The sequence below is a fragment of the Variovorax restrictus genome, from assembly GCF_051216715.1.
GTDB lineage: Bacteria > Pseudomonadota > Gammaproteobacteria > Burkholderiales > Burkholderiaceae_C > Variovorax.
In genome coordinates this window covers 1253754-1273775 of sequence record NZ_JBPJZH010000001.1, presented here as the reverse complement: position 1 = coordinate 1273775, position 20022 = coordinate 1253754, and the positions used below count along the sequence as shown (strand labels likewise).

General features: G+C 66.2%; 18 protein-coding genes. 10 read left to right on the top strand and 8 right to left on the bottom strand.

Features of this window, described 5'->3' with window-relative positions; all coding sequences use genetic code 11:
* Positions 1–120 precede the first annotated feature (120 nt).
* The 4 genes from ACSFA0_RS05990 to ACSFA0_RS05975 form a co-directional block, all read right to left on the bottom strand.
* Positions 121–1413, bottom strand: coding sequence for a replication-associated recombination protein A (locus ACSFA0_RS05990; RefSeq protein ID WP_435449300.1), 1293 nt, complete (start codon positions 1411–1413; stop codon positions 121–123).
* Between the two features lie 49 nt (positions 1414–1462).
* On the bottom strand, positions 1463–2104 hold the full coding sequence (lolA, locus tag ACSFA0_RS05985; RefSeq protein WP_475539780.1) for an outer membrane lipoprotein periplasmic chaperone LolA: 642 nt from the start codon (positions 2102–2104) through the stop codon (positions 1463–1465).
* Between the two features lie 10 nt (positions 2105–2114).
* Positions 2115–4502: a DNA translocase FtsK gene (locus tag ACSFA0_RS05980; protein ID WP_435449299.1), complete on the bottom strand. Its 2388-nt coding sequence runs from the start codon at positions 4500–4502 to the stop codon at positions 2115–2117.
* Positions 4503–4631: 129 nt separating this feature from the next.
* Entirely contained in the window at positions 4632–5306 is a 675-nt protein-coding gene (locus ACSFA0_RS05975; protein WP_435449298.1) for a Crp/Fnr family transcriptional regulator, read from the bottom strand.
* Between the two features lie 162 nt (positions 5307–5468).
* On the opposite strand from ACSFA0_RS05975, the gene trxB reads away from it, so the two are divergent.
* The 3 genes from trxB to rpmG all read left to right on the top strand — a co-directional run bounded on the left by trxB (position 5469) and on the right by rpmG (position 7068).
* The gene (gene trxB / locus ACSFA0_RS05970) at positions 5469–6416 is read left to right on the top strand and encodes a thioredoxin-disulfide reductase (protein ID WP_435449297.1); all 948 of its coding nucleotides are present in this window, start codon (positions 5469–5471) and stop codon (positions 6414–6416) included.
* 233 nt (positions 6417–6649) lie between these two features.
* Entirely contained in the window at positions 6650–6883 is a 234-nt protein-coding gene (gene rpmB, locus ACSFA0_RS05965; protein WP_007830293.1) for a 50S ribosomal protein L28, read from the top strand.
* Positions 6884–6894: 11 nt separating this feature from the next.
* Positions 6895–7068, top strand: coding sequence for a 50S ribosomal protein L33 (rpmG, locus tag ACSFA0_RS05960; protein WP_007830291.1), 174 nt, complete (start codon positions 6895–6897; stop codon positions 7066–7068).
* A gap of 170 nt (positions 7069–7238) precedes the next feature.
* Here rpmG and ACSFA0_RS05955 read toward each other — a convergent pair whose 3' ends face one another.
* Positions 7239–8453: a DesA family fatty acid desaturase gene (locus tag ACSFA0_RS05955; protein ID WP_435449296.1), complete on the bottom strand. Its 1215-nt coding sequence runs from the start codon at positions 8451–8453 to the stop codon at positions 7239–7241.
* 130 nt (positions 8454–8583) lie between these two features.
* Entirely contained in the window at positions 8584–9852 is a 1269-nt protein-coding gene (locus ACSFA0_RS05950) for an RsmB/NOP family class I SAM-dependent RNA methyltransferase (RefSeq protein ID WP_435449295.1), read from the bottom strand.
* A 74-nt stretch (positions 9853–9926) separates the two neighbouring features.
* Here ACSFA0_RS05950 and ACSFA0_RS05945 point away from each other — a divergent pair, with 74 nt between their 5' ends.
* A complete protein-coding gene (locus tag ACSFA0_RS05945; protein WP_435449294.1) occupies positions 9927–10160 on the top strand; it encodes a DUF1653 domain-containing protein in 234 nt (77 codons plus the stop codon).
* 15 nt (positions 10161–10175) lie between these two features.
* Here ACSFA0_RS05945 and purN read toward each other — a convergent pair whose 3' ends face one another.
* Positions 10176–10757 (bottom strand): phosphoribosylglycinamide formyltransferase, encoded by a 582-nt coding sequence (gene purN / locus ACSFA0_RS05940; protein ID WP_435449293.1) that lies wholly within the window; start codon positions 10755–10757, stop codon positions 10176–10178.
* A gap of 165 nt (positions 10758–10922) precedes the next feature.
* Here purN and ACSFA0_RS05935 point away from each other — a divergent pair, with 165 nt between their 5' ends.
* The 3 genes from ACSFA0_RS05935 (at position 10923) to ACSFA0_RS05925 (ending at position 14684) form a co-directional block, all read left to right on the top strand.
* On the top strand, positions 10923–12104 hold the full coding sequence (locus tag ACSFA0_RS05935; protein ID WP_435449292.1) for an acyl-CoA dehydrogenase family protein: 1182 nt from the start codon (positions 10923–10925) through the stop codon (positions 12102–12104).
* Positions 12105–12115: 11 nt separating this feature from the next.
* Positions 12116–13231, top strand: a complete 1116-nt coding sequence (locus ACSFA0_RS05930; protein WP_435449291.1) for an acyl-CoA dehydrogenase family protein — start codon at positions 12116–12118, stop codon at positions 13229–13231.
* A 73-nt stretch (positions 13232–13304) separates the two neighbouring features.
* Positions 13305–14684, top strand: a complete 1380-nt coding sequence (locus tag ACSFA0_RS05925; RefSeq protein ID WP_435449290.1) for an alpha/beta fold hydrolase — start codon at positions 13305–13307, stop codon at positions 14682–14684.
* 12 nt (positions 14685–14696) lie between these two features.
* Here ACSFA0_RS05925 and ACSFA0_RS05920 read toward each other — a convergent pair whose 3' ends face one another.
* Positions 14697–15254 (bottom strand): HNH endonuclease, encoded by a 558-nt coding sequence (locus ACSFA0_RS05920; protein WP_435449289.1) that lies wholly within the window; start codon positions 15252–15254, stop codon positions 14697–14699.
* Positions 15255–15423: 169 nt separating this feature from the next.
* On the opposite strand from ACSFA0_RS05920, the gene ACSFA0_RS05915 reads away from it, so the two are divergent.
* From ACSFA0_RS05915 to lspA, 3 genes are all read left to right on the top strand, one after another.
* Positions 15424–16449, top strand: a complete 1026-nt coding sequence (locus tag ACSFA0_RS05915; RefSeq protein ID WP_435449288.1) for a bifunctional riboflavin kinase/FAD synthetase — start codon at positions 15424–15426, stop codon at positions 16447–16449.
* A gap of 121 nt (positions 16450–16570) precedes the next feature.
* A complete protein-coding gene (ileS, locus tag ACSFA0_RS05910) occupies positions 16571–19438 on the top strand; it encodes an isoleucine--tRNA ligase (protein ID WP_435449287.1) in 2868 nt (955 codons plus the stop codon).
* Positions 19438–19950 carry a signal peptidase II gene (lspA, locus tag ACSFA0_RS05905; RefSeq protein ID WP_435449286.1) on the top strand — a complete coding sequence of 171 codons (513 nt, stop codon included), beginning with the start codon at positions 19438–19440 and terminating at the stop codon, positions 19948–19950. The genes ileS and lspA overlap by 1 nt, the downstream gene beginning before the upstream one ends.
* Positions 19951–20022 lie beyond the last annotated feature (72 nt).

Genomic DNA, 20022 nt, shown 5'->3' with positions numbered 1-20022 from the left:
GTGGGCGGGATTGTAGTCACGTGCTCGGGGCCCCGAGACGCAACCCGGCGGGGGATTTACCCCTTGACGCCAGGTCGTTTCGATGTCGGAACGCGCCGAGGGCAGGCCAAGCCCATCGCGCTACTTGGCCGCATCGTCGTTGCGGCGCCGCAGTTCGCGCATCTTCTCGGCAATGCGGATCTCCAGGCCGCGTTCGACCGGCCGGTAGAAGCCTGGCGCAGCCATCCCGTCGGGCAGATAACTTTCGCCGGCAGCGAACCCGCCCTCCTCGTCGTGCGCGTAGCGGTAACCCTTGCCGTAGTCGAGTTCCTTCATGAGCTTCGTCGGGGCGTTGCGCAGGTGCATGGGGACGGGACGCGTGCCGTCCTTCTTGATGAAGGCCTTGACCTCGTTGTAGGCCTTGTAGACGGCGTTCGACTTGGGCGCGATGGCCAGGTAGATCACGCACTCGGCCAGCGCCAGTTCGCCTTCGGGCGTGCCCAGGCGCTCGTAGACCTCGGCCGCGTCGAGGGCCAGCCGCAGCGCGCGCGGGTCCGCCAGGCCGATGTCCTCACTGGCCATGCGCACCAGGCGACGTGCCATGTAGCGCGGGTCGGCACCGCCGTCGAGCATGCGCACGAACCAGTAGAGCGCGGCGTCGGGGTCGCTGCCGCGCACCGACTTGTGCAGCGCGCTGATGGTGTCGTAGAACTGCTCGCCGCCCTTGTCGTAGCGGCGCATGCGCTCGCCCAGCACGCGCAGCAGCCAGTCGTCGGCGATGTGGTCGAGCTTCTCGGCGCGCGCGGCCACGGACAGGGTTTCGAGCGTGTTGAGCAGCCGACGCGCGTCGCCGTCGGCGTAGGCCACCAGCCGCTCGACCGCCGCGTCGTCGATCGACGGCACCGCGTCGATGGCCTGCGCCTTGGCGACGATCTGCTTCAGGTCCACCTCGGTCAACGGCTGCAGCACGTAGACCGCGGCGCGCGACAAGAGCGCCGAGTTGACCTCGAAAGACGGGTTCTCCGTCGTCGCACCGATGAAGGTGAACAGGCCCGACTCGACGTGCGGCAGGAAGGCGTCCTGCTGGCTCTTGTTGAAGCGGTGCACCTCGTCGACGAAGACAATGGTGCGGCGCTGCTCCAGGCCATCGCGCGCTGCGGTGGCCCGCTCGACGGCTTCGCGGATGTCCTTCACGCCGCCGAGCACGGCGCTGATGCTCAGGAACTGTGCGTCGAAGGCATCGGCCATCAGGCGGGCGATGGTGGTCTTGCCGGTGCCCGGCGGGCCCCAGAGGATGCAGGAGTGCGGCTGGCCGGATTCGAAGGCGATGCGCAGCGGCATGCCGGGGCCGAGCAGGTGCTGCTGCCCGATCACCTCGCCGAGGGTTTTCGGGCGAAGGCGTTCGGCGAGAGGAGGCAGGGTGGATATGGCCATGAGCGATGGCCATTCTCGCCGCGGCCGTCCGGCGGCTGCGAGGTAGCGGCTATTGCTTGAGCACGTCTGCGCCCGCAGGCGCCTTGAAAGCGAAGGCGCCCGCGCCCAGCGCAGGGTTGACCTCGACCTTGGTGAACTTCAGCACCGAGCGCTGGCCGAAGCTGTCCTGGATTTCGAGCGCCGCGAGCGCTTCGCCGTGGAAGCCGACCTGGATGCCCTGCAGCTGCCCGTCCTTCGCCTTCGGCGTGGCCTTGACCCACTGCAGGCCGTCGCGCTCCGGCGCCGATTCCAGCGTGAAATCGGCCTGCAGCGCACGCAGGTCGGGCGCGGCTGCAATCAAAGCCGCAGGCGTGGAGCCCAGGGCCTGCGCCTGCGCACGCTGCGTGACCTGGTTCAGGTCGGCGTCGTAGAGCCAGAGCGTCTTGCCGTCGGCCACGATGGTCTGCGCGAACGGCTTCTTGTAGTCGAACTTGAACTGGCCCGGGCGCTGGAATTCGAACGTGCCGGTCGACACCTTCGCACGCGAGGGCTGGCCTTCTCGGGCCGGCGCGGTCACGGTCTGCGTGAACTCGGCGCGACCGGACTTCACGTTCTTCACGAAGGCCTCGAGGCTTTCCATGCCGCCGGCCCAGACGCTCATCGCGGCGCCCGCCATGCAAAAACCAGCCAGTGACTTCTTCAACAACTGCATCGTCTTCCGTTCATTCGGTGCGCGCGGGCACCAGAATTTCGCGCTGGCCCGCGCCGCTCATGGCGCTGACCAGCCCGGCTTTTTCCATGTCCTCGACCAGCCGCGCCGCGCGGTTGTAGCCGATCTTCAGGTGGCGTTGCACCAGCGAAATGCTGGCCTTGCGGTTCTTGAGCACGACTTCGACCGCCTGGTCGTACATCGGGTCTTTCTCGGCGTCGCCGCCACCGTCCCCCAGTAGATCGCCGTCGCCGTCGACGGTTCCGCCTTCGAGCACGCCCTCGATGTAGTCCGGCTCGCCCTGGCTCTTGAGGTAGGCCACCACGCGATGCACTTCCTCGTCGCTCACGAACGCACCATGCACGCGGATTGGCAAGCCCGTACCACTCGGCATGTAAAGCATGTCACCCATGCCCAGCAGGGCCTCGGCGCCCATCTGGTCGAGGATGGTCCGCGAGTCGATCTTGCTGGACACCTGGAAGGCGATGCGGGTCGGGATGTTGGCCTTGATCAGGCCGGTGATCACGTCGACGCTGGGCCGCTGTGTCGCCAGGATCAGGTGAATGCCGGCGGCGCGCGCCTTCTGCGCCAGGCGGGCGATGAGCTCTTCGATCTTCTTGCCGACCACCATCATCAGGTCGGCCAGCTCGTCGATGACCACCACGATGTGCGGCTCGCGACGCAGCGGCTCGGGGTCGTCCGGCGTCAGGCTGAAGGGGTTGTAGATGAACTCCTCGCGCGCCTTGGCCTCGTCGATCTTCTGGTTGTAGCCCGCCAGGTTGCGCACGCCCAGCTTGCTCATCAGCTTGTAGCGGCGCTCCATCTCGGCGACGCACCAGGTCAGGCCGTGCGCCGCCTGCCGCATGTCGGTGACCACGGGCGCCAGCAGGTGCGGAATGCCCTCGTACACCGACATTTCGAGCATCTTCGGGTCGATCATGAGCAGGCGCACGTCGCGCGCCTCGGCCTTGTAGAGCAGGCTCAGGATCATCGCGTTGATACCGACCGACTTGCCCGAGCCGGTGGTGCCGGCCACCAGCACGTGCGGCATCTTGGCGAGGTCGGCCACCACCGGGTTGCCGATGATGTCCTTGCCCAGGCCCATAGTCAGGAAGGACTTGCCTTCGTTGTAAACCTGCGAGCCCAAGATTTCACTGAGCTTGATCGACTGCCGCTTGGCATTGGGCAACTCGAGCGCCATGAAGTTCTTGCCGGGAATGGTCTCCACCACGCGGATCGACACCAGCGACAGCGAACGCGCCAGGTCCTTCGCCAGACCGACGATCTGCGAACCCTTCACACCGGTGGCGGGCTCGATCTCGTAGCGGGTGATCACGGGGCCGGGGGACGCCAGCACCACGCGCACCTGCACGCCGAAGTCCTTCAACTTCTTCTCGATCATGCGCGAGGTCATCTCGAGCGTGTCGCTCGAGACGGTCTCCTGGCGCAGCTGCGCCGCGTCGAGCAGGTCGACCTGCGGCAGCTTGCTGTCGGGCAACTCCTTGAACAACGGCTTCTGGCGCTCCTTGACGACACGGTCGCTCTTCGGCACCTCCGCCAGCGCCGGCTCGATCTGCACCGGCGGCGGCGGCGGCGCCCGGCGCTTGAGTCGCGGCTCGGGCGGCAGCGTGTCGTCGACCGGCATCGGTGCGCTGTCGCGCTCCTCCGTGAAGCCGACCTCTTCGCGCTCACGTGCGGCCTGCCGCCCCAGCGCGATGTCTTCGGCGATCTCGCGCTTTTCGCGGCGCGACTCGAACAGCGAATAGACGCGGGCGCCGATGCGTTCGGCGATGTGGCTCCACGAAAAACGAAACACCAGCGCCGAGCCGATCACACCGCCGGCGATCGCGATCAGCGCCGAGCCGGTGAAGCCCATCCACTTGACGCTCAGTGGGCCGACGAAATACCCGAGCACGCCACCGCCGTGGCCGGGCAGCCGGAATTCGAGGCGGTACAGACGCGACCATTCGAGCATGGCGCTGGCGCACAACAGGATCACGAGGCCGAACCAGAAGGCGAGCCGGCTGCGGTTGAAGCGCCCTTGAGGCGCAGAAGCAGATGCACCGCCGGCCTCGCCCCCGCGCAGCCATCCGGCGAGCGACGACAGCCACACGCGCAGGCCTGCGGCAAGCGCCCACCAGATCGAATAGCCACCGAGGAAATAACTGCCGTCGGAGATCCAGGCGCCGATGCGGCCGCCCCAGTTCTTCACCTCGCCGCCCGTGCCCGAGGTCGACCAGGCCGCGTCCGACGGGGTGAAGCTCAGCATGGCGATCAGCCAGAACATCAGCACGACGAAGCCGGCGATCAGGGTGATTTCGTGTGCGAAGCGTAAGGCGCGCACGCGCACCGGCGGGTCGCCCGCGGTCGAGGACTGGAGTGTGTTCAAGGAATAGGTCATGGGCAGCGCAAGGCCCCGACGGTCGAAAAGAACCGTGGGCGCATGGAGACTACAACGGAAAACGGCACAGGCCGCCACCGGGCGTGGCGTTTGCGCAAAGGCCGGCGGGCGTGCTGGCCCGCCGCGGCGTCAGGCCAGCGACGAGAGTCGCTCCTTGACGAGCATCGAACCATCGGCTTGTGTCTGAACGAAACCGCGCTCTTCCAGGTCCTTCATGACGCGGCTCACCATTTCGCGCGAAGCGCCGACCATCTTGGCGAGGTCTTGGCGGGAGATCTTGTCGCGGATTTTCAGGTTGCCCTGGCCGTCGTCCACCGCGAACTCGATCAGCGAGCGTGCGACACGGCCATAGACGTCCATCAGCGCCAGCGATTCGATCTTGCGGTCGGCGTGGCGCAGGCGCTGCACCAGGCCGCGCATGATGTTGTACGACATCGACGAGTTCTCAGGCAGGCAACGCGAGAAGGCATCGCGGTCGAGCATGAGGACGTCGGTCTGGATTTCGGTGCGGACGGTGGCCGAGTGCGGCTCGTCGTCGATCAGGCTCATCTCGCCGATGTAATCGCCCGGCTGGAGCGTCGCCAGGATCACTTCGCGACCGCGGCTGTCGGTGCTCATCACGCGGGCGCGGCCGGTGAGGATGATGTAGAGAGCGTCGGTCTTCTTGCCCTGCTCCACGATCACTTCCGCGCGCTTGAAACGCTTTTTGACAATTGCGTCGGCAATGCTGGCCGACTGGGTGGGTGTCAGCGCGGCGAACAAAGGTACGCGGCGCAGCAATTCAAGGTTGGACAGCATCGACATTTATCAATCCCCGATAACGCGCGAGTCGATCCTTCATGGATTCATACAATCGCACGTATTGAAAACGTCCCCTCCCGGAGCGGACCCGAACGGTGATACTCAGCGGCAATCACCCCTGAAAATGTACACCCTGATACACGAAAAACGACAGGTTTTCCATCTATGTCCTCAATACAACACGCCAAGGTCCTCATTCTCGGCTCGGGTCCCGCCGGTTACACGGCTGCAGTCTATGCCGCGCGCGCCAACCTGCAGCCTCTGCTGATCACCGGCATGGCGCAAGGGGGACAACTCATGACCACCACCGAGGTCGACAACTGGCCCGCCGACGTGCACGGCGTGCAGGGCCCCGAGCTGATGCAGCGCTTCCTGGAGCACGCGGAGCGCTTCAAGACCCAGATCGTCTTCGACCACATCAGCGAAGTCGACTTCAGCCAGCGCCCCTTCACGCTCAAAGGCGACAGCACCTACACGTGCGACACGCTCATCATCGCGACCGGCGCCTCGGCCAAGTATCTGGGCCTCGACTCCGAGCAGCATTTCATGGGCCGAGGCGTCTCCGGCTGCGCCACCTGCGACGGCTTTTTCTACCGCGAGCAGGAAGTCTGCGTCGTCGGCGGCGGCAACACGGCGGTCGAAGAGGCCCTGTATCTGTCGAATATCGCGAGCAAGGTCACGCTCGTACATCGGCGCGACAAGTTCAAGGCCGAGCCGATCCTGGTCGACAAACTCAACGAGAAGGTGGCCGAAGGCAAGATCGTCCTGAAGACGCACAAGGTGCTCGACGAAGTGCTGGGCGACGATTCGGGCGTGACCGGCATCCGGCTGAAAAGCACGGACGACGGCACCACCGAGCAGATCGACCTCAAGGGCTGCTTCATCGCCATTGGGCACCACCCCAACACCGACATCTTCCAGGGCAAACTTGAAATGAAAGACGGCTACATCGTCACCAAGTCGGGGCTCCAGGGCTTCGCGACGATGACGAGCGTGCCCGGCGTTTTCGCCGCGGGCGATGTGCAGGATCACATCTATCGCCAGGCCATCACCAGCGCGGGCACCGGCTGCATGGCCGCCCTCGACGCCCAGCGATTCCTCGAGCAAGAGTGACGCCGTTCGTCGACACTACACCCTCTCGGTGGCGGCGAAATAGACGTTGGGGCTATAATCCAAGGCTTTGCCGAAATCGCAGCCTTTTGAAGGCCGACCGGCAGCCGGGGTACCGCCACCCGTTTCTGGCGAGGTCAAGCTGCAAAACATCCCGCGACACCCTGTCGCGAAAGCCCTCAGGCTGTGCGCCATGGGCTCCTCGGATGCCAGCTGTTTATGAAAGAAGTGTCCACATGGCACGCGTATGTGACGTCACGGGCAAGGGCCCGATGGTCGGGAACAATGTTTCCCACGCCAACAACAAAACCAAGCGCCGGTTCCTGCCGAACCTGCAATACCGTCGTTTCTGGGTCGAGACCGAAAACCGCTGGGTTCGCCTGCGTGTTTCGAGCGCTGCACTGCGCCTGATCGACAAGAACGGCATCGATGCCGTGCTCGCAGACCTGCGCGCACGCGGCCAAGCTTAAGGAACATCATCATGGCAACGAGCAAAGGCGGACGCGAGAAGATCAAGCTGGAATCCACCGCGGGTACCGGCCATTTCTACACGACCAGCAAGAACAAGAAGACGATGCCTGAAAAGATGTCGATCATGAAGTTCGACCCAAAGGCGCGCAAGCACGTCGAATACAAGGAAATCAAGCTGAAGTAATTCAGCGCGATGCCCCGGGAAAGCCTGCTGGTTCAGCAGGCTTTTTTATTGCCTGGACGTTGACCGTCGATTCTCAGAAACTGCGATCGCAGCGGCCACAAAAAAACCGACCCCAGGGTCGGTTTTTTGTTGGTCCGGCCGAAGCCGGCATGGCGTGGCGGACCGCAGCGTCAGGCGCGAGCAGCCCGGAGGCGGGTCGAAAACTCGCGCAGCCCGGCAATACCGCTCTCTTCTGCGCGGCGGCACCAAGCTGCCAGATCAGCCGCCAGTTGCTCGCGGGAATGCGAGGTGTTGAGCCACAGCTGGCGCAGCTCTTCGCGCATCGTCACCATCTTGTCGAGCACCGGGTGCGCGGCACGCGCCTGAACGATGTGCGTGCGCGCCGCTGCTGGAACCTTGTCGTCGTCGCGGTGCAGCCAGCGCTTGGCAGCTTTCAGGACCGACAGGTCGGCGCCCTTGGCCTTGAGCGCTTCCAGCTCATGGTGCGTGGTACGGCGCATTTCGCGGGCGTAGCCGGCCATCACTTCGTAGCGGTTGGCGATCAGCGCCTCGAGCGTCTTCTCGTCCGCCACCGGTTTCACGTCGCCCATCAGCAGTTTCGGCGGCAGCTTCTTGACCTTGGCCCAGCCGATTTTCTGCATCAGGCTGATGTAGACCCAGCCGATGTCGAACTCGTACTTCTTGACCGAGAACTTGGCCGACGTCGGATACGTGTGGTGGTTGTTGTGCAACTCTTCACCGCCAATGATGATGCCCCAAGGGATCAGGTTGGTGCTGGCGTCGGTCGCCTCGAAGTTGCGATAGCCCCAGAAGTGGCCGATGCCGTTGACCACGCCGGCCGCCCAGAACGGGATCCAGAGCATCTGCACGGCCCACACGGCGGCGCCTGCGGCACCGAACAGCGCGAGATTGATCACCAGCATCAGGCCCACACCCTGCCAGCTGAAACGCGAATACAGGTTGCGCTCGATCCAGTCGTCAGGCGTGCCATGGCCGAAACGCTCGACCGTGTCCTTGTTCTTCGACTCCTTGCGATACAGCTCGGCACCGCGCCACATGACTTCGTCGAGGCCCTTGACCTGGGGGCTGTGCGGGTCTTCCTCGGTCTCGCACTTGGCGTGGTGCTTGCGGTGGATGGCAACCCATTCCTTGGTCACCATGCCCGTGCCCAGCCACAGCCAGAAGCGGAAGAAATGCGACGGAATTGGACCGAGATCCATAGCCCGGTGCGTCTGCGTGCGGTGCAGGAAGATCGTGACCGCAGCAATCGTGATGTGCGTGGTCACGAGCGTGTACAACACGATCTCCCACCATGCGATGTTCCACAAGCCGTGGCCGAGCCAGTCGATGGCCGCGCTCAGAACGGCCGAGTCAGGAAGCAACATTGAGTTCGATACTCCATGGCCGCACGAAGGTGCAGCCTCCAGGTAACCTGCAATTTTAAGGCCGCCCCCTGAAAAAGAGGGTCAAATCCTTGATGGGGCAGGCGTTTTCCCTCAGTTTGGAGTCGTTCGCCTACTTCCGGTTCCACACGGCCGCAAAGAAGCCATCGGTGGCGTGCCGGTGCGGCCAGAGGCGCAGATAGCGCGCGCCCTCGCCGCCCGCGCAGAGGCCTTCGGCCCCCTCCACCTTCAGCCCCGTTAGCAAGGGGCCGGCGTCTTGCAGTTCGAAGTCCGGGTTCGCCGCCGAAAAGGCTTCGGCGATGGCCTCGTTCTCCTCCGGCAGCACGCTGCAGGTCGCGTAGACGAGCCGACCGCCGCTCTTCACCAGCCGCGCCGCGCTCTGCAGGATCGCCGTCTGCTTGGCGGTCAGTTCTTCCACCGACTTGGGCGACTGCCGCCATTTCAGGTCGGGGTTGCGCCGCAGCGTGCCCAGGCCCGAGCACGGCGCGTCGACCAGCACCCGGTCGATCTTGCCGGCGAGCCGCTTCACGCGGTCATCCCGTTCATGCGCGATCGCCGCCGGGTGCACGTTCGACAGCTTGCTGCGCGCCAGCCTCGGCTTGAGGGCGTCGAGCCGGTGCGCCGAGGTGTCGAAGGCGTAGAGCCGGCCGGTGCTGCGCATGGTGGCGCCGATCGCCAGCGTCTTGCCGCCCGCGCCGGCGCAGAAATCGACCACCATCTCGCCGCGTTTGGCGTCCAGCAGCAGGGCCAGCAGTTGGGAGCCCTCGTCCTGCACCTCGATGGCACCGCGCGTGAACGCGTCGAGCTTGGTCAGCGCCGGCTTGCCGTCGATGCGCAGACCCCATGGCGAGAACGGCGTGGGTACGGCCTTGATCGACACCTTTGCGAGTTCCTTCTGGACGTCGGCGCGCTTGTCGTGCAGCGCGTTCACCCGCAGGTCCAGCGGCGCCGGCTGCTGCAGGCTCTCGGCCAGCGCCCAAAATTCGTCGCCCAGTTGCGCCTTGAGCGGCGCCACCAGCCATTCGGGCAGGTTGTGGCGGTGACGCTCCAGCAGGTCGGCTGGCAGCACGGCGTCGCAGTTGTCGAGCCAGCGCTTTTCCACGTCGTTGAGGGCGCTCTTCAAGAAGTCGCGCGGGCCGTAGAAGCCCAGGATCGCCATGCGCCGCTCCTTCGAACCCGTGCCCGAAGGCGACAGGTGATCGAACAGCAGCTTCTTGCGAAGCACGGTGTAGACGGTCTCGGCGAGGGTCGCCCGCTCGCGCGGGCCGAGTTCGCGGTGGTCGCGAAAGAAACGGGAGACGACCTGATCGGCCGGGTGATCGAACTTTAGGACGAGGCTGACCAGATCGGCGCAGGCCTCCAACAAAACTTTGGGATGCATGCCCCGATTGTCTCAGCCGCGCCCGCGATGCCCTGCCCGAGAATGCCGATCACCTTTTTCCGAGCCTCCCGCCCATGAACGACGACGACCTCCCACCCCTGATCGAAACCCCGCCCGGCCTGTACCGCCACTACAAGGGCGGCGAGTACGAAGTCGTCGACACGGTGCGGCACAGCGAGACGCTGGAGCCGATGACGCTCTATCGCGCGCTCTACGGCCAGCGCGGCCTCTGGGTGCGCCCGGCGGCCATGTTCCTGGAGACGGTCGACATCGACGGCGTGGTGCAGCCGCGCTTTCGCAAGGTCTGAACCGGCTCGCGTCGCTCAGCCGCGTCGCAGCCAACCCTCGATGGCGCGCGGATACAGCCGATGCTCCTGCGTCAGCACGCGCTCGGCCAGCGTGGCTGGCGTGTCGTCGGCGATCACCGGCACCACCGCCTGATCGAGGATCGGCCCATGGTCGAGCTCGACCGTGACCTGATGCACCGTGGCACCGGCCACCCGGCAGCCGGCTTCAATCGCCCGCTGGTGCGTGTTCAGCCCCGGAAATGCCGGCAGCAGCGACGGATGGATGTTGATCAGGCGCCCCGCGTAGCGCTCGACGAAGCCCGGCGTCAGGATGCGCATGAAGCCGGCCAGCACGACCAGCGCCGGCGCATGCGGCTCGATGGCCGCCGCCAGTGCCGCATCGAAGGCCTCCCGGGTCGCGAAGTCCTTGTGCGAGATGGCCGCGGTGGCGATGCCGCGTTCGCGCGCGAAGGTCAGGCCGGCAGCTTCGGGGCGGTTGCTCAGCACAGCGGCGACGCGCGCATCGAAACGCTCGGCCCACCGCCCCTGTTCCGCGGCACGCACGATGGCCGCCATGTTGGAGCCTTCGCCGGAAATCAGGATCACGATGTTCTTCATGGGAGGCGGGATTATCCGCGGGCCGCGACGCCCCGAAAACGCCCTGGCGACGTCGGCGCCATGTCGCAGCGCAGACACCTCCCGAGCGCACGACCGTGCTAAAAAGTCGGTCTCCGGAGACACGCCGCTTCCCTCGCGGCGACGGACCAACACAGCGAGGCACGCATGGATTTGAGCTTCACACCCGAGGAACAGACGTTCCGCGAAGAGATTCGCGCCTGGGTCAAGGAAAACCTCCCCAGCGAGATTTCCCACAAGGTGCACAACGCGCTCGAACTGACGCGCGACGATCTGCAGAATTGGGCCAAGATCCTTGGCAAGAAGGGCTGGCTGGGTTACGGCTGGCCCAAGGAATTCGGCGGCCCCGGCTGGACCGCCGTGCAGCGCCACCTTTTCGAGGAAGAAACCGCGCTGGCCGGCGCGCCGCGCATCGTGCCCTTCGGCCCGGTGATGGTCGCGCCGGTGATCCAGGCCTTCGGTACGCCCGAGCAGCACCAGCGCTTTCTGCCTGGCATCGCCAGCGGTGAAGTCTGGTGGAGCCAGGGCTACAGCGAGCCTGGCTCGGGCTCCGACCTGGCGTCGCTCAAGACCAAGGCCGAGCGCCAGGGCGACAAGTACATCGTCAACGGCCAGAAGACCTGGACCACGCTCGGCCAGTACGGCGACTGGATGTTCAACCTTGTGCGCACCAGCAGCGAAGGCAAGCCGCAGACCGGCATCAGCTTCCTGCTGCTCGACATGAAATCGCCTGGTGTCACGGTGCGCCCGATCAAGCTGCTCGACGGCAGTGTCGAGGTGAACGAGGTCTGGTTCGACAACGTGGAGGTGCCGGCCGAGAACCTGATCGGCGAGGAGAACAAGGGCTGGACCTACGCCAAGCACCTGCTCTCGCACGAGCGCACCAACATCGCCGACGTGAACCGCGCCAAGCGCGAGCTCGAGCGCCTCAAGCGCATCGCCAAGACCGAAGGCCTGTGGGACGACATGCGCTTCCGCGACGAGATCGCCAAGCTCGAAGTCGACGTGGTCGCGCTGGAGATGATGGTGCTGCGCGTGCTGTCTGCCGCCGCCTCGGGCAAGAACACGCTCGACGTCGCCGGCCTGCTCAAGATCAAGGGCAGCGAGATCCAGCAGCGTTACACCGAGCTGATGATGCTCGCCGGTGGCGCCTATTCGCTGCCGCTGATCCGCGAAGCGATGCATGCCGGCTGGCAAGGCGACTTCCCCGGCGGCCACGTCGGCCTGGCACCGCTCGCATCGAACTACTTCAACATGCGCAAGACCACCATCTACGGTGGCTCCAACGAAGTGCAACGCAACATCGTCGCCCAGACGGTGCTGGGCTAAGGAGACAAGACATGGACTTCAATTTCTCCGACGATCAGGAACAGCTGCGCGACGCCGTCCGCAAGTGGGTCGACAAGGGCTATGACTTCGAGCGCCGCCGCGGCATCGAAGCCGCCGGCGGCTTCTCGCGCGAGGCGTGGGACGAACTGTCCGAGCTGGGCCTCGGCGGCCTCTACATCTCGGAAGACGACGGCGGCCTCGGCATGGGGCCGGTGGCCGGCATGGTGGTGATGGAAGAACTGGGGCGCGGCATCGTGCTCGAGCCCTTCGCGCAGACGCTGATCGCCAGCGGCGTGCTCAGCGGGTACGCGGGCGCCGATTTGAAGGCCGCCTGGCTGCCGCGCATCGCTGGCGGGGAGGCACTGGTCGTGCTGGCCCAGCAGGAACGCAAGGCGCGCTGCCGGCTCGACGTGTGCGAGGCCCAGGCCGCGAAGGCTGCCGACGGCTGGACCGTCTCGGGCATCAAGAGCGTCGTGCCCGCCGGCGACCAGGCCGACGCCTACCTCGTGCCCGCCACGGTCGACGGCAAGATCGCGATGTTCCTGGTCGAGCGCAGTGCCGATGGTGTCGCCGCACGCGGCTACGGCACACAGGACGGCGGCCGTGCAGCCGAAGTCGTGTTCGACAAGGCGGCGGCCGTGCTGGTCACGCTCGACGGCCTCACGGCCCTCGAGCATGCGGTCGACATCGGCATCGCTGCCGTCTGCGCCGAAGCCGTGGGCGTGATGGACAAGACCCTGGCTGTGACCGTCGAGTACATGAACACGCGCAAGCAGTTCGGCGTGACCATCGCCAGCTTCCAGGCACTGCGCCATCGCGTGGCCGACATGAAGATGCAGCTGGAGCTGGCACGTTCGATGAGCTACTACGCCAGTCTCAAGCTCAACGCGCCTGCCGCCGAACGCCGGCAGGCGATGGCGCGCGCCAAGTACCAGCTGGGCGTCTCGATGCGCTTCGTCGGCCAGAACGCGGTGCAGTTGCACGGCGGCATCGGGGTGACCGATGAGTACATCGTGAGCCATTACTTCAAGCGCCTGACCCAGATGGAGATGACCTTCGGGGACACGCTGCATCACCTGGGCGAGGTCTCGAACCGAATGGAGGAGACCGCCGGCGTCTTCGCCTGAGCGTCACGCCCGAAGCACCACGCCCGCCCGCATTGCGCTGGCGGGCGTTTTTCATCGAGAGGATTTCCGCACAATGACCACCCGACGCAAGCTCCTGGCCGCCGGCCTCTCCACCCCCCTGCTTGCCGCCTGTGCCGTGACGCCGTCAACCACCCAGCGCCCACCCATCGTCTTCGTGCACGGCAACGGCGACTCGGCGGCGCTGTGGCAGACGACGATCTGGCGCTTCGAATCGAACGGCTGGCCGCGCGAGCGCCTCTTCGCCTTCGACCAGCCGATGCCGCTCGCGCGCGACAACGACGCGGTCGCGCAGCCCGGCCGCAGTTCCACGGCGGAGTCGATGGCTTTCCTGAAAGCGGAGGTCGAGCGCGTGCTGCAGGCCACCGGCGCCGCAAAGCTGATCCTCATCGGCAACTCGCGCGGCGGCAACACGATCCGCCACTACGTGCAGAACGGTGGCGGCGACCGCGTGGTGAGCCATGTCGTGCTCGGCGGCAATCCGGCGCACGGCATCTGGTCGATCCCGGGCTTCAACGAGGGCAGCGAGTTCTCGGCGCTGTCACCCTTCCTGAAGCAGCTCAACACGTCGAAGGGACCGAACGGTGACGAGGTCACGCCGGGCGTGCGCTGGCTCACGCTGCGTTCCGACAGCAACGACAAGTACGCGCAGCCCGAAGGCACCTGGATCGGCGCACCGGGCAAGCCGACGAACGTTGGCTACGACGGGCCGGCACTCAAGGGCGCGACCAACCTCGTGCTGCCGCGCGCCGACCACCGCGAGACGGCGTTCTCGTCCGCCGCCTTCGACGCCATGTGGCGCTTTCTCACCGGCGAAGCGCCACGCACGCTGCAACCAGCGCCGGAATCGGTGATCGCGCTGTCGGGTCGCGTGACGGGTCTGGGTCTCGACCCGCTGAGGCCGGCCAGCGGCAACTTCGCCAACAACCTGCCGATCGCCGGGGCGCGCGTGACCGTGTTCGCCATCGAGCGCGACACCGGCGCACGGCGCGGCGCGGCGGTGTGGGACCGTGCCGTCGGCAGCGACGGACGCTGGGGGCCGTTCGTCGCCGAAGCCGGCACGGGTTACGAGTTCGTCGTGAGCGCGCCCGGCTATGCGACGACACACATCTACCGCTCGCCCTTCCCGCGTTCGAGCAGCGTCGTCAACCTGCGGCCCGAGCGCATCGCCGCAGCCGATCAGGACGCCAAGGCCCTCGTGATCTTCACGCGGCCGCGCGGCTACTTCGACGCGCAGCGTGACACCATGCGCTTCGATGGCCAGAACACGCTGCCCGGCGTGCCCCCGCGGGGTGCGGGCGTCTCGAGTTCGAAGCTGAAGTTGCCGGTCGATGCGCAGCGCAGCGTCACGGCCGATTTCAATGGCGAACGTCTGGCCGGCCTCAGCTGGCCGCTGGCGCAAGGCCACGTCAGCGTGCTCGAACTGACGTACTGAAACCGCCGGCGGCTATCCGTGCAGCCGCGAACTCTGCGGCAGATGCGCCATCAAAAACTCCATCTGATCCGCCAGGATGCGGCGGTTGCGCAGGATGAAGTCTTCCCACAGGCTGGGCACGTAGGGCGTGTACAGCAGCGGCATGTTTGCCTGCTCGGGCGTGCGGCTGCTCTTGCGGTGGTTGCACGGCTTGCAGGCGGTGACGACGTTCATCCACGTGTCGATGCCCTTCTGCGCGAAGGGAATGATGTGTTCGCGCGTGAGTTCGTCTTCGTGGAAGTGGCAGCCGCAGTAGGCGCAGATGTTGCGGTCGCGGGCGAACAGCTTGCCGTTGGTGAGGCCCGGCCGCTGCGTGAAAGGGTTGATGCGCGGCACGCCCTTGGTGCCGATGATGCTGTTGATCGCGATCTGCGATTGCATTCCCGTCACCGCGTTGTACCCGCCGCGGAACACCGCCACCTGCGCGCCGACCTCCCAGCGCACTTCGTCCGCCGCATAGTGGAGCACCGCTTCTTCCAGCGAAATCCACGACTGGGGCAGCCCTTGGGCCGACAGCTTCAAGACCTTCACACACGCCTCCTCGAAAACAAGGGAAGAACACGGAGAGACCTGTGCGCCGCTGCGCGACCGAAGGACCGCGCGCCACAACGCACTGCGTCACAATATACCGGCTTTGTGACAAACAGGCCTGTCCTGCCCATTCCATGGGCATGCAGCGCTATCAAAAACAGATCGATCCATGCAGGTTTTTCGCGGGTTTCGGCATCCCGGCGTGGCTCCGGCCTGCGCCCTGACCATCGGCAATTTCGACGGCGTGCACCGGGGCCACCAGGCCATGCTGGCGCTGCTCGCCACCGAGGCGCGCCAGCGTGGGCTGCCCAGCTGCGTGCTCACCTTCGAGCCGCATCCCCGCGACTACTTCGCGGCGGTGAACAAGCGGCCGGAACTCGCCCCGGCGCGCATCGGCACCCTGCGCGACAAGCTCAGCGAGTTGGCCGATTGCGGCGTGGCGCAGACCATCGTGCTGCCTTTCGACGCCCGGCTCGCCGCCCAGACGCCCGACGAGTTCATCCAGCACGTGCTGCGCGACGGCCTGGGCGCGCGCTACGTGCTGGTGGGCGACGACTTCCGCTTCGGCGCCAAGCGCGCGGGCGACTACGCGATGCTCGATGCGGCCGGCGAGGCGCACGGCTTCGACGTGGCCCGCATGAACAGCTACGAAGTGAAGAATCTGCGCGTCTCCAGTTCGGCGGTGCGCGAGGCGCTCGCCGACGGCCGCATGGCCGACGCCCACGCGCTGCTGGGCCGGCCCTACGCCATCTCGGGCCACGTGGTGCACGGCCGCAAGCTGGGCCGCGCGCTGGGGGCTTCGGCGCCGGGCAAGGACGACGGCTTCCGCACGTTCAACCTGCGCTTCAAGCACTGGAAGCCGGCGGCCAGCGGCATCTTCGCCGTGCTGGTACACGGGCTGACGCCGAAGCCGCTCAAGGGTGTCGCGAACCTCGGCGTGCGGCCGTCGCTGGACGCCAACGACGTGAATGCCGGCCGCGTGCTGCTGGAGACGCACTGCCTGGATTGGCCCGCCGAACTCGGCGCCGAAGGGGCCTACGGTAAAATCGTTCGCGTGGAACTGCTGCACAAACTGCACGACGAATTGCGCTACACCAGCCTCGAAGCCCTCACCGCAGGGATCGCCAAGGATGGCCGCGACGCACGTGCGTTCTTCGCTTCCACCCACCGTCAGACCACGCGCGACCGAATTTAGGGCGGGAAGCCGATCCCGCTCCTTCGCCACTTCCTCGCGTCCCGCGTCGCCATCACCGGCGCCGCACGCACCCTTCGATTCCTCGCGCGCTGCCAGGGCAGCGCAGACTTCCGGAAACCCCATGTCTGACAAAAAACCCGAAGGCGGCACTGACTACCGCGCCACCCTCAACCTGCCCGACACCCCCTTCCCGATGCGCGGCGACATGGCCAAGCGCGAGCCGGGCTGGGTCAAGGAATGGGAAGACCAGGGCCTCTACAAGCGGCTGCGTGATGCGCGCGTCGGCGCGCCCAAGTTCATCCTGCACGACGGCCCGCCCTACGCCAACGGCCAGATCCACATGGGTCACGCCGTCAACAAGATCCTGAAGGACATGATCACCAAGGCGCGGCAGCTGGAGGGCTTCGACGCGCTCTACGTGCCGGGCTGGGACTGCCATGGCCTGCCGATCGAGAACGCCATCGAGAAGAAGTACGGCCGCAACCTCAGCCGCGACGACATGCAGGCCAAGAGCCGCGCCTTCGCGACCGAGCAGATCGCCCAGCAGATGGTCGACTTCCAGCGCCTGGGCGTGCTGGGCGAGTGGGACCACCCGTACAAGACGATGGACTTCGCGAACGAGGCCGGCGAGCTGCGCGCCTTCAAGCGCGTGATCGAGCGCGGCTTCGTCTACCGTGGCCTGAAGCCGGTGTACTGGTGCTTCGACTGCGGCTCGTCGCTGGCCGAGTTCGAGATCGAGTACGCCGACAAGAAGTCGCAGACGCTCGACGTGGCCTTCAAGGCCCACGAGCGCGAGAAGGTGCTGGCCGCCTTCGGCCGCCCCGACGTGCTGGGCGACATCTTCGCCGTCATCTGGACCACCACCGCGTGGACCATCCCGGCCAACCAGGCGATCAACCTGAACCCCGAGCTGGAGTATTCGCTCGTCGACACGGAGCGTGGCCTGCTGATCCTCGCCACCTCGCTGGTCGAGATGTGCATGAACCGCTACGCACTCGACGGCAAGGTGCTGGCCACCGTCAAGGGCGAGGCGCTGGGCGGGCTCGAGTTCGAGCATCCGCTGTACGACGTCGCGGACGAGAACGGGGTGCAGGGCTACAAGCGCCTGGCGCCGGTCTACCTGGCCGACTACGCCACCGCCACCGACGGTACCGGCCTGGTGCACTCCTCGCCCGCCTACGGCGTGGACGACTTCAACTCCTGCGTCGCGCACGGCATGGCCTACGACGACATCCTGAACCCGGTGCAGGGCAACGGCACGTACGCGCCGGACTTCCCGCTGTTCGGCGGACAGCACATCTGGAAGGCCGTGCCGGAGATCATCGCCGCGCTGCGTGATGCGAACCGCCTGGTGGCCACCGAAGGCATCACCCACAGCTACCCGCACTGCTGGCGCCACAAGACGCCGGTGATCTACCGCGCCGCGGCGCAGTGGTTCATCCGCATGGACGAAGGCGAAGGCGTGTTCACCAAGGACAAGGCGCCGCAGACGCTGCGCCAGACCGCGCTCGAAGCCATCGAGAAGACGCACTTCTACCCGGAGAACGGCAAGGCGCGCCTGCACGACATGATCGCCAACCGGCCCGACTGGTGCATCTCGCGCCAGCGCAGCTGGGGCGTGCCGATCCCGTTCTTCCTGCACAAGGATTCGGGCGAGCTGCACCCGCGCACGATGGAGATCCTCGACCAGGCCGCCGACATTGTGGAGCAAGGCGGCATCGAAGCCTGGAGCCGCGTGACCGCCGAGGAAATCCTCGGCGCCGAAGACGCGCCGAGCTACACCAAGAGCACCGACATCCTGGAGGTGTGGTTCGACTCGGGCTCGACCTTCTGGCATGTGCTGCGCGGCACGCACCCCACGGTGCACCACGACGCCGGCCCCGAGGCCGACCTGTACCTCGAAGGCCACGACCAGCACCGCGGGTGGTTCCACTCTTCCCTGCTGCTGGCCTCAGCCCTCGAAGGCCGCGCGCCCTACCGCGGCCTGCTGACGCACGGCTTCACGGTCGACAGCCAGGGCCGCAAGATGAGCAAGTCGCTCGGCAACGGCATCGACCCGCAAGAAATCAGCAAGAAGCTGGGCGCGGAAATCATCCGCCTGTGGGTGGCGGCCAGCGACTATTCGGGCGACATCGCGGGCGACGACAAGATCCTCGCGCGCGTGGTCGATGCGTATCGCCGCATCCGCAACACGCTGCGCTTCCTGCTGGCGAACACCAGCGACTTCGATGTCGCCAAGGACGCGGTGCCGCTCGACCAGTTGCTGGAGATCGACCGCTACGCGCTCAGCCGCGCGGCGCAGTTCCAGGCCGAGGTGCTGGCGCACTACAAGGTGTACGAGTTCCACCCGGTGGTCGCCAAGCTTCAGCTCTACTGCTCGGAAGACCTCGGTGGCTTCTACCTCGACGTGCTGAAGGACCGGCTCTACACGACCGCGCCCGGCTCCCACGCGCGCCGCAGCGCCCAGACCGCGCTCTGGCACATCACGCAGGCGATGCTGCGCTGGATGGCGCCCTTCCTCAGCTTCACGGCCGAGGAGGCGTGGAAGTTGGTGGGCACCGGCCAGCCGGGCGACTCGATCTTCACGCAGGTCTACAGCGACCTCGGCATGCCGGACGACGGCCTGCTGGCCAAGTGGACGCGCATCCGCGAGATCCGCGACGGCGTGAACAAGGAGATCGAGGCGGTGCGCGGCACCGGCCAGGTCGGCTCGTCGCTGCAGGCCAACGTCGCGCTCACGGTGCTGCCGGAAGACCATGCGCTGCTGGCGTCGCTGGGCGACGACCTGAAGTTCGTCTTCATCACCTCGGCGATCGAGCTGCTGGCCGGCGACGCCGCCGCCACGGTGATCACACCCAGCACCGACACCAAGTGCGAGCGCTGCTGGCACTACCGCGCCGATGTCGGCCACGACCCAGCCCACCCGACGATCTGCGGCCGCTGCACCACCAACCTCTACGGCGCGGGCGAAGCGCGGAGCGTCGCCTGATGGCCCGCACCGCCACCACCCGCAAGCTGTCGTCGTCCGGTGCCGGCATCTGGCCCTGGCTCGGCCTGGCGCTGGTCCTGTTCATCCTCGACCAGTTCACCAAGACGCTGATCCTCGGCTACTACCGGCTCGGCGACGCGACCTACGTCACGAGCTTCTTCAACATCGTGCGGGCCCACAACACCGGTGCGGCCTTCTCGTTCCTGGCCGACCATTCGGGCTGGCAGCGCTGGCTGTTCACCGGCATCGGCGTGGCGGCGGCGATCTTCATCGTCTGGATGCTCAAGTCGCACCCGGGGCAGAAGCTGTTCAGCTTCGCGATGGCCTGCATCCTGGGCGGCGCCATCGGCAACGTGGTCGACCGCATGATGCACGGCTACGTCGTCGACTTTCTCGACTTCCACATCGGCAACAGCCACTTTCCCGCCTTCAACGTGGCCGACAGCGCCATCACCGTCGGTGCGATCTGCCTGATCCTCGACGAGGTCCGGCGCGTACGGCGCGGCAAGTAGCCCGCACCCGCCTCCCGCTCAAACTGACAACCGCGTTGACCTCCCAGGGTTAACGCGGTTTTTTTTGAGTCA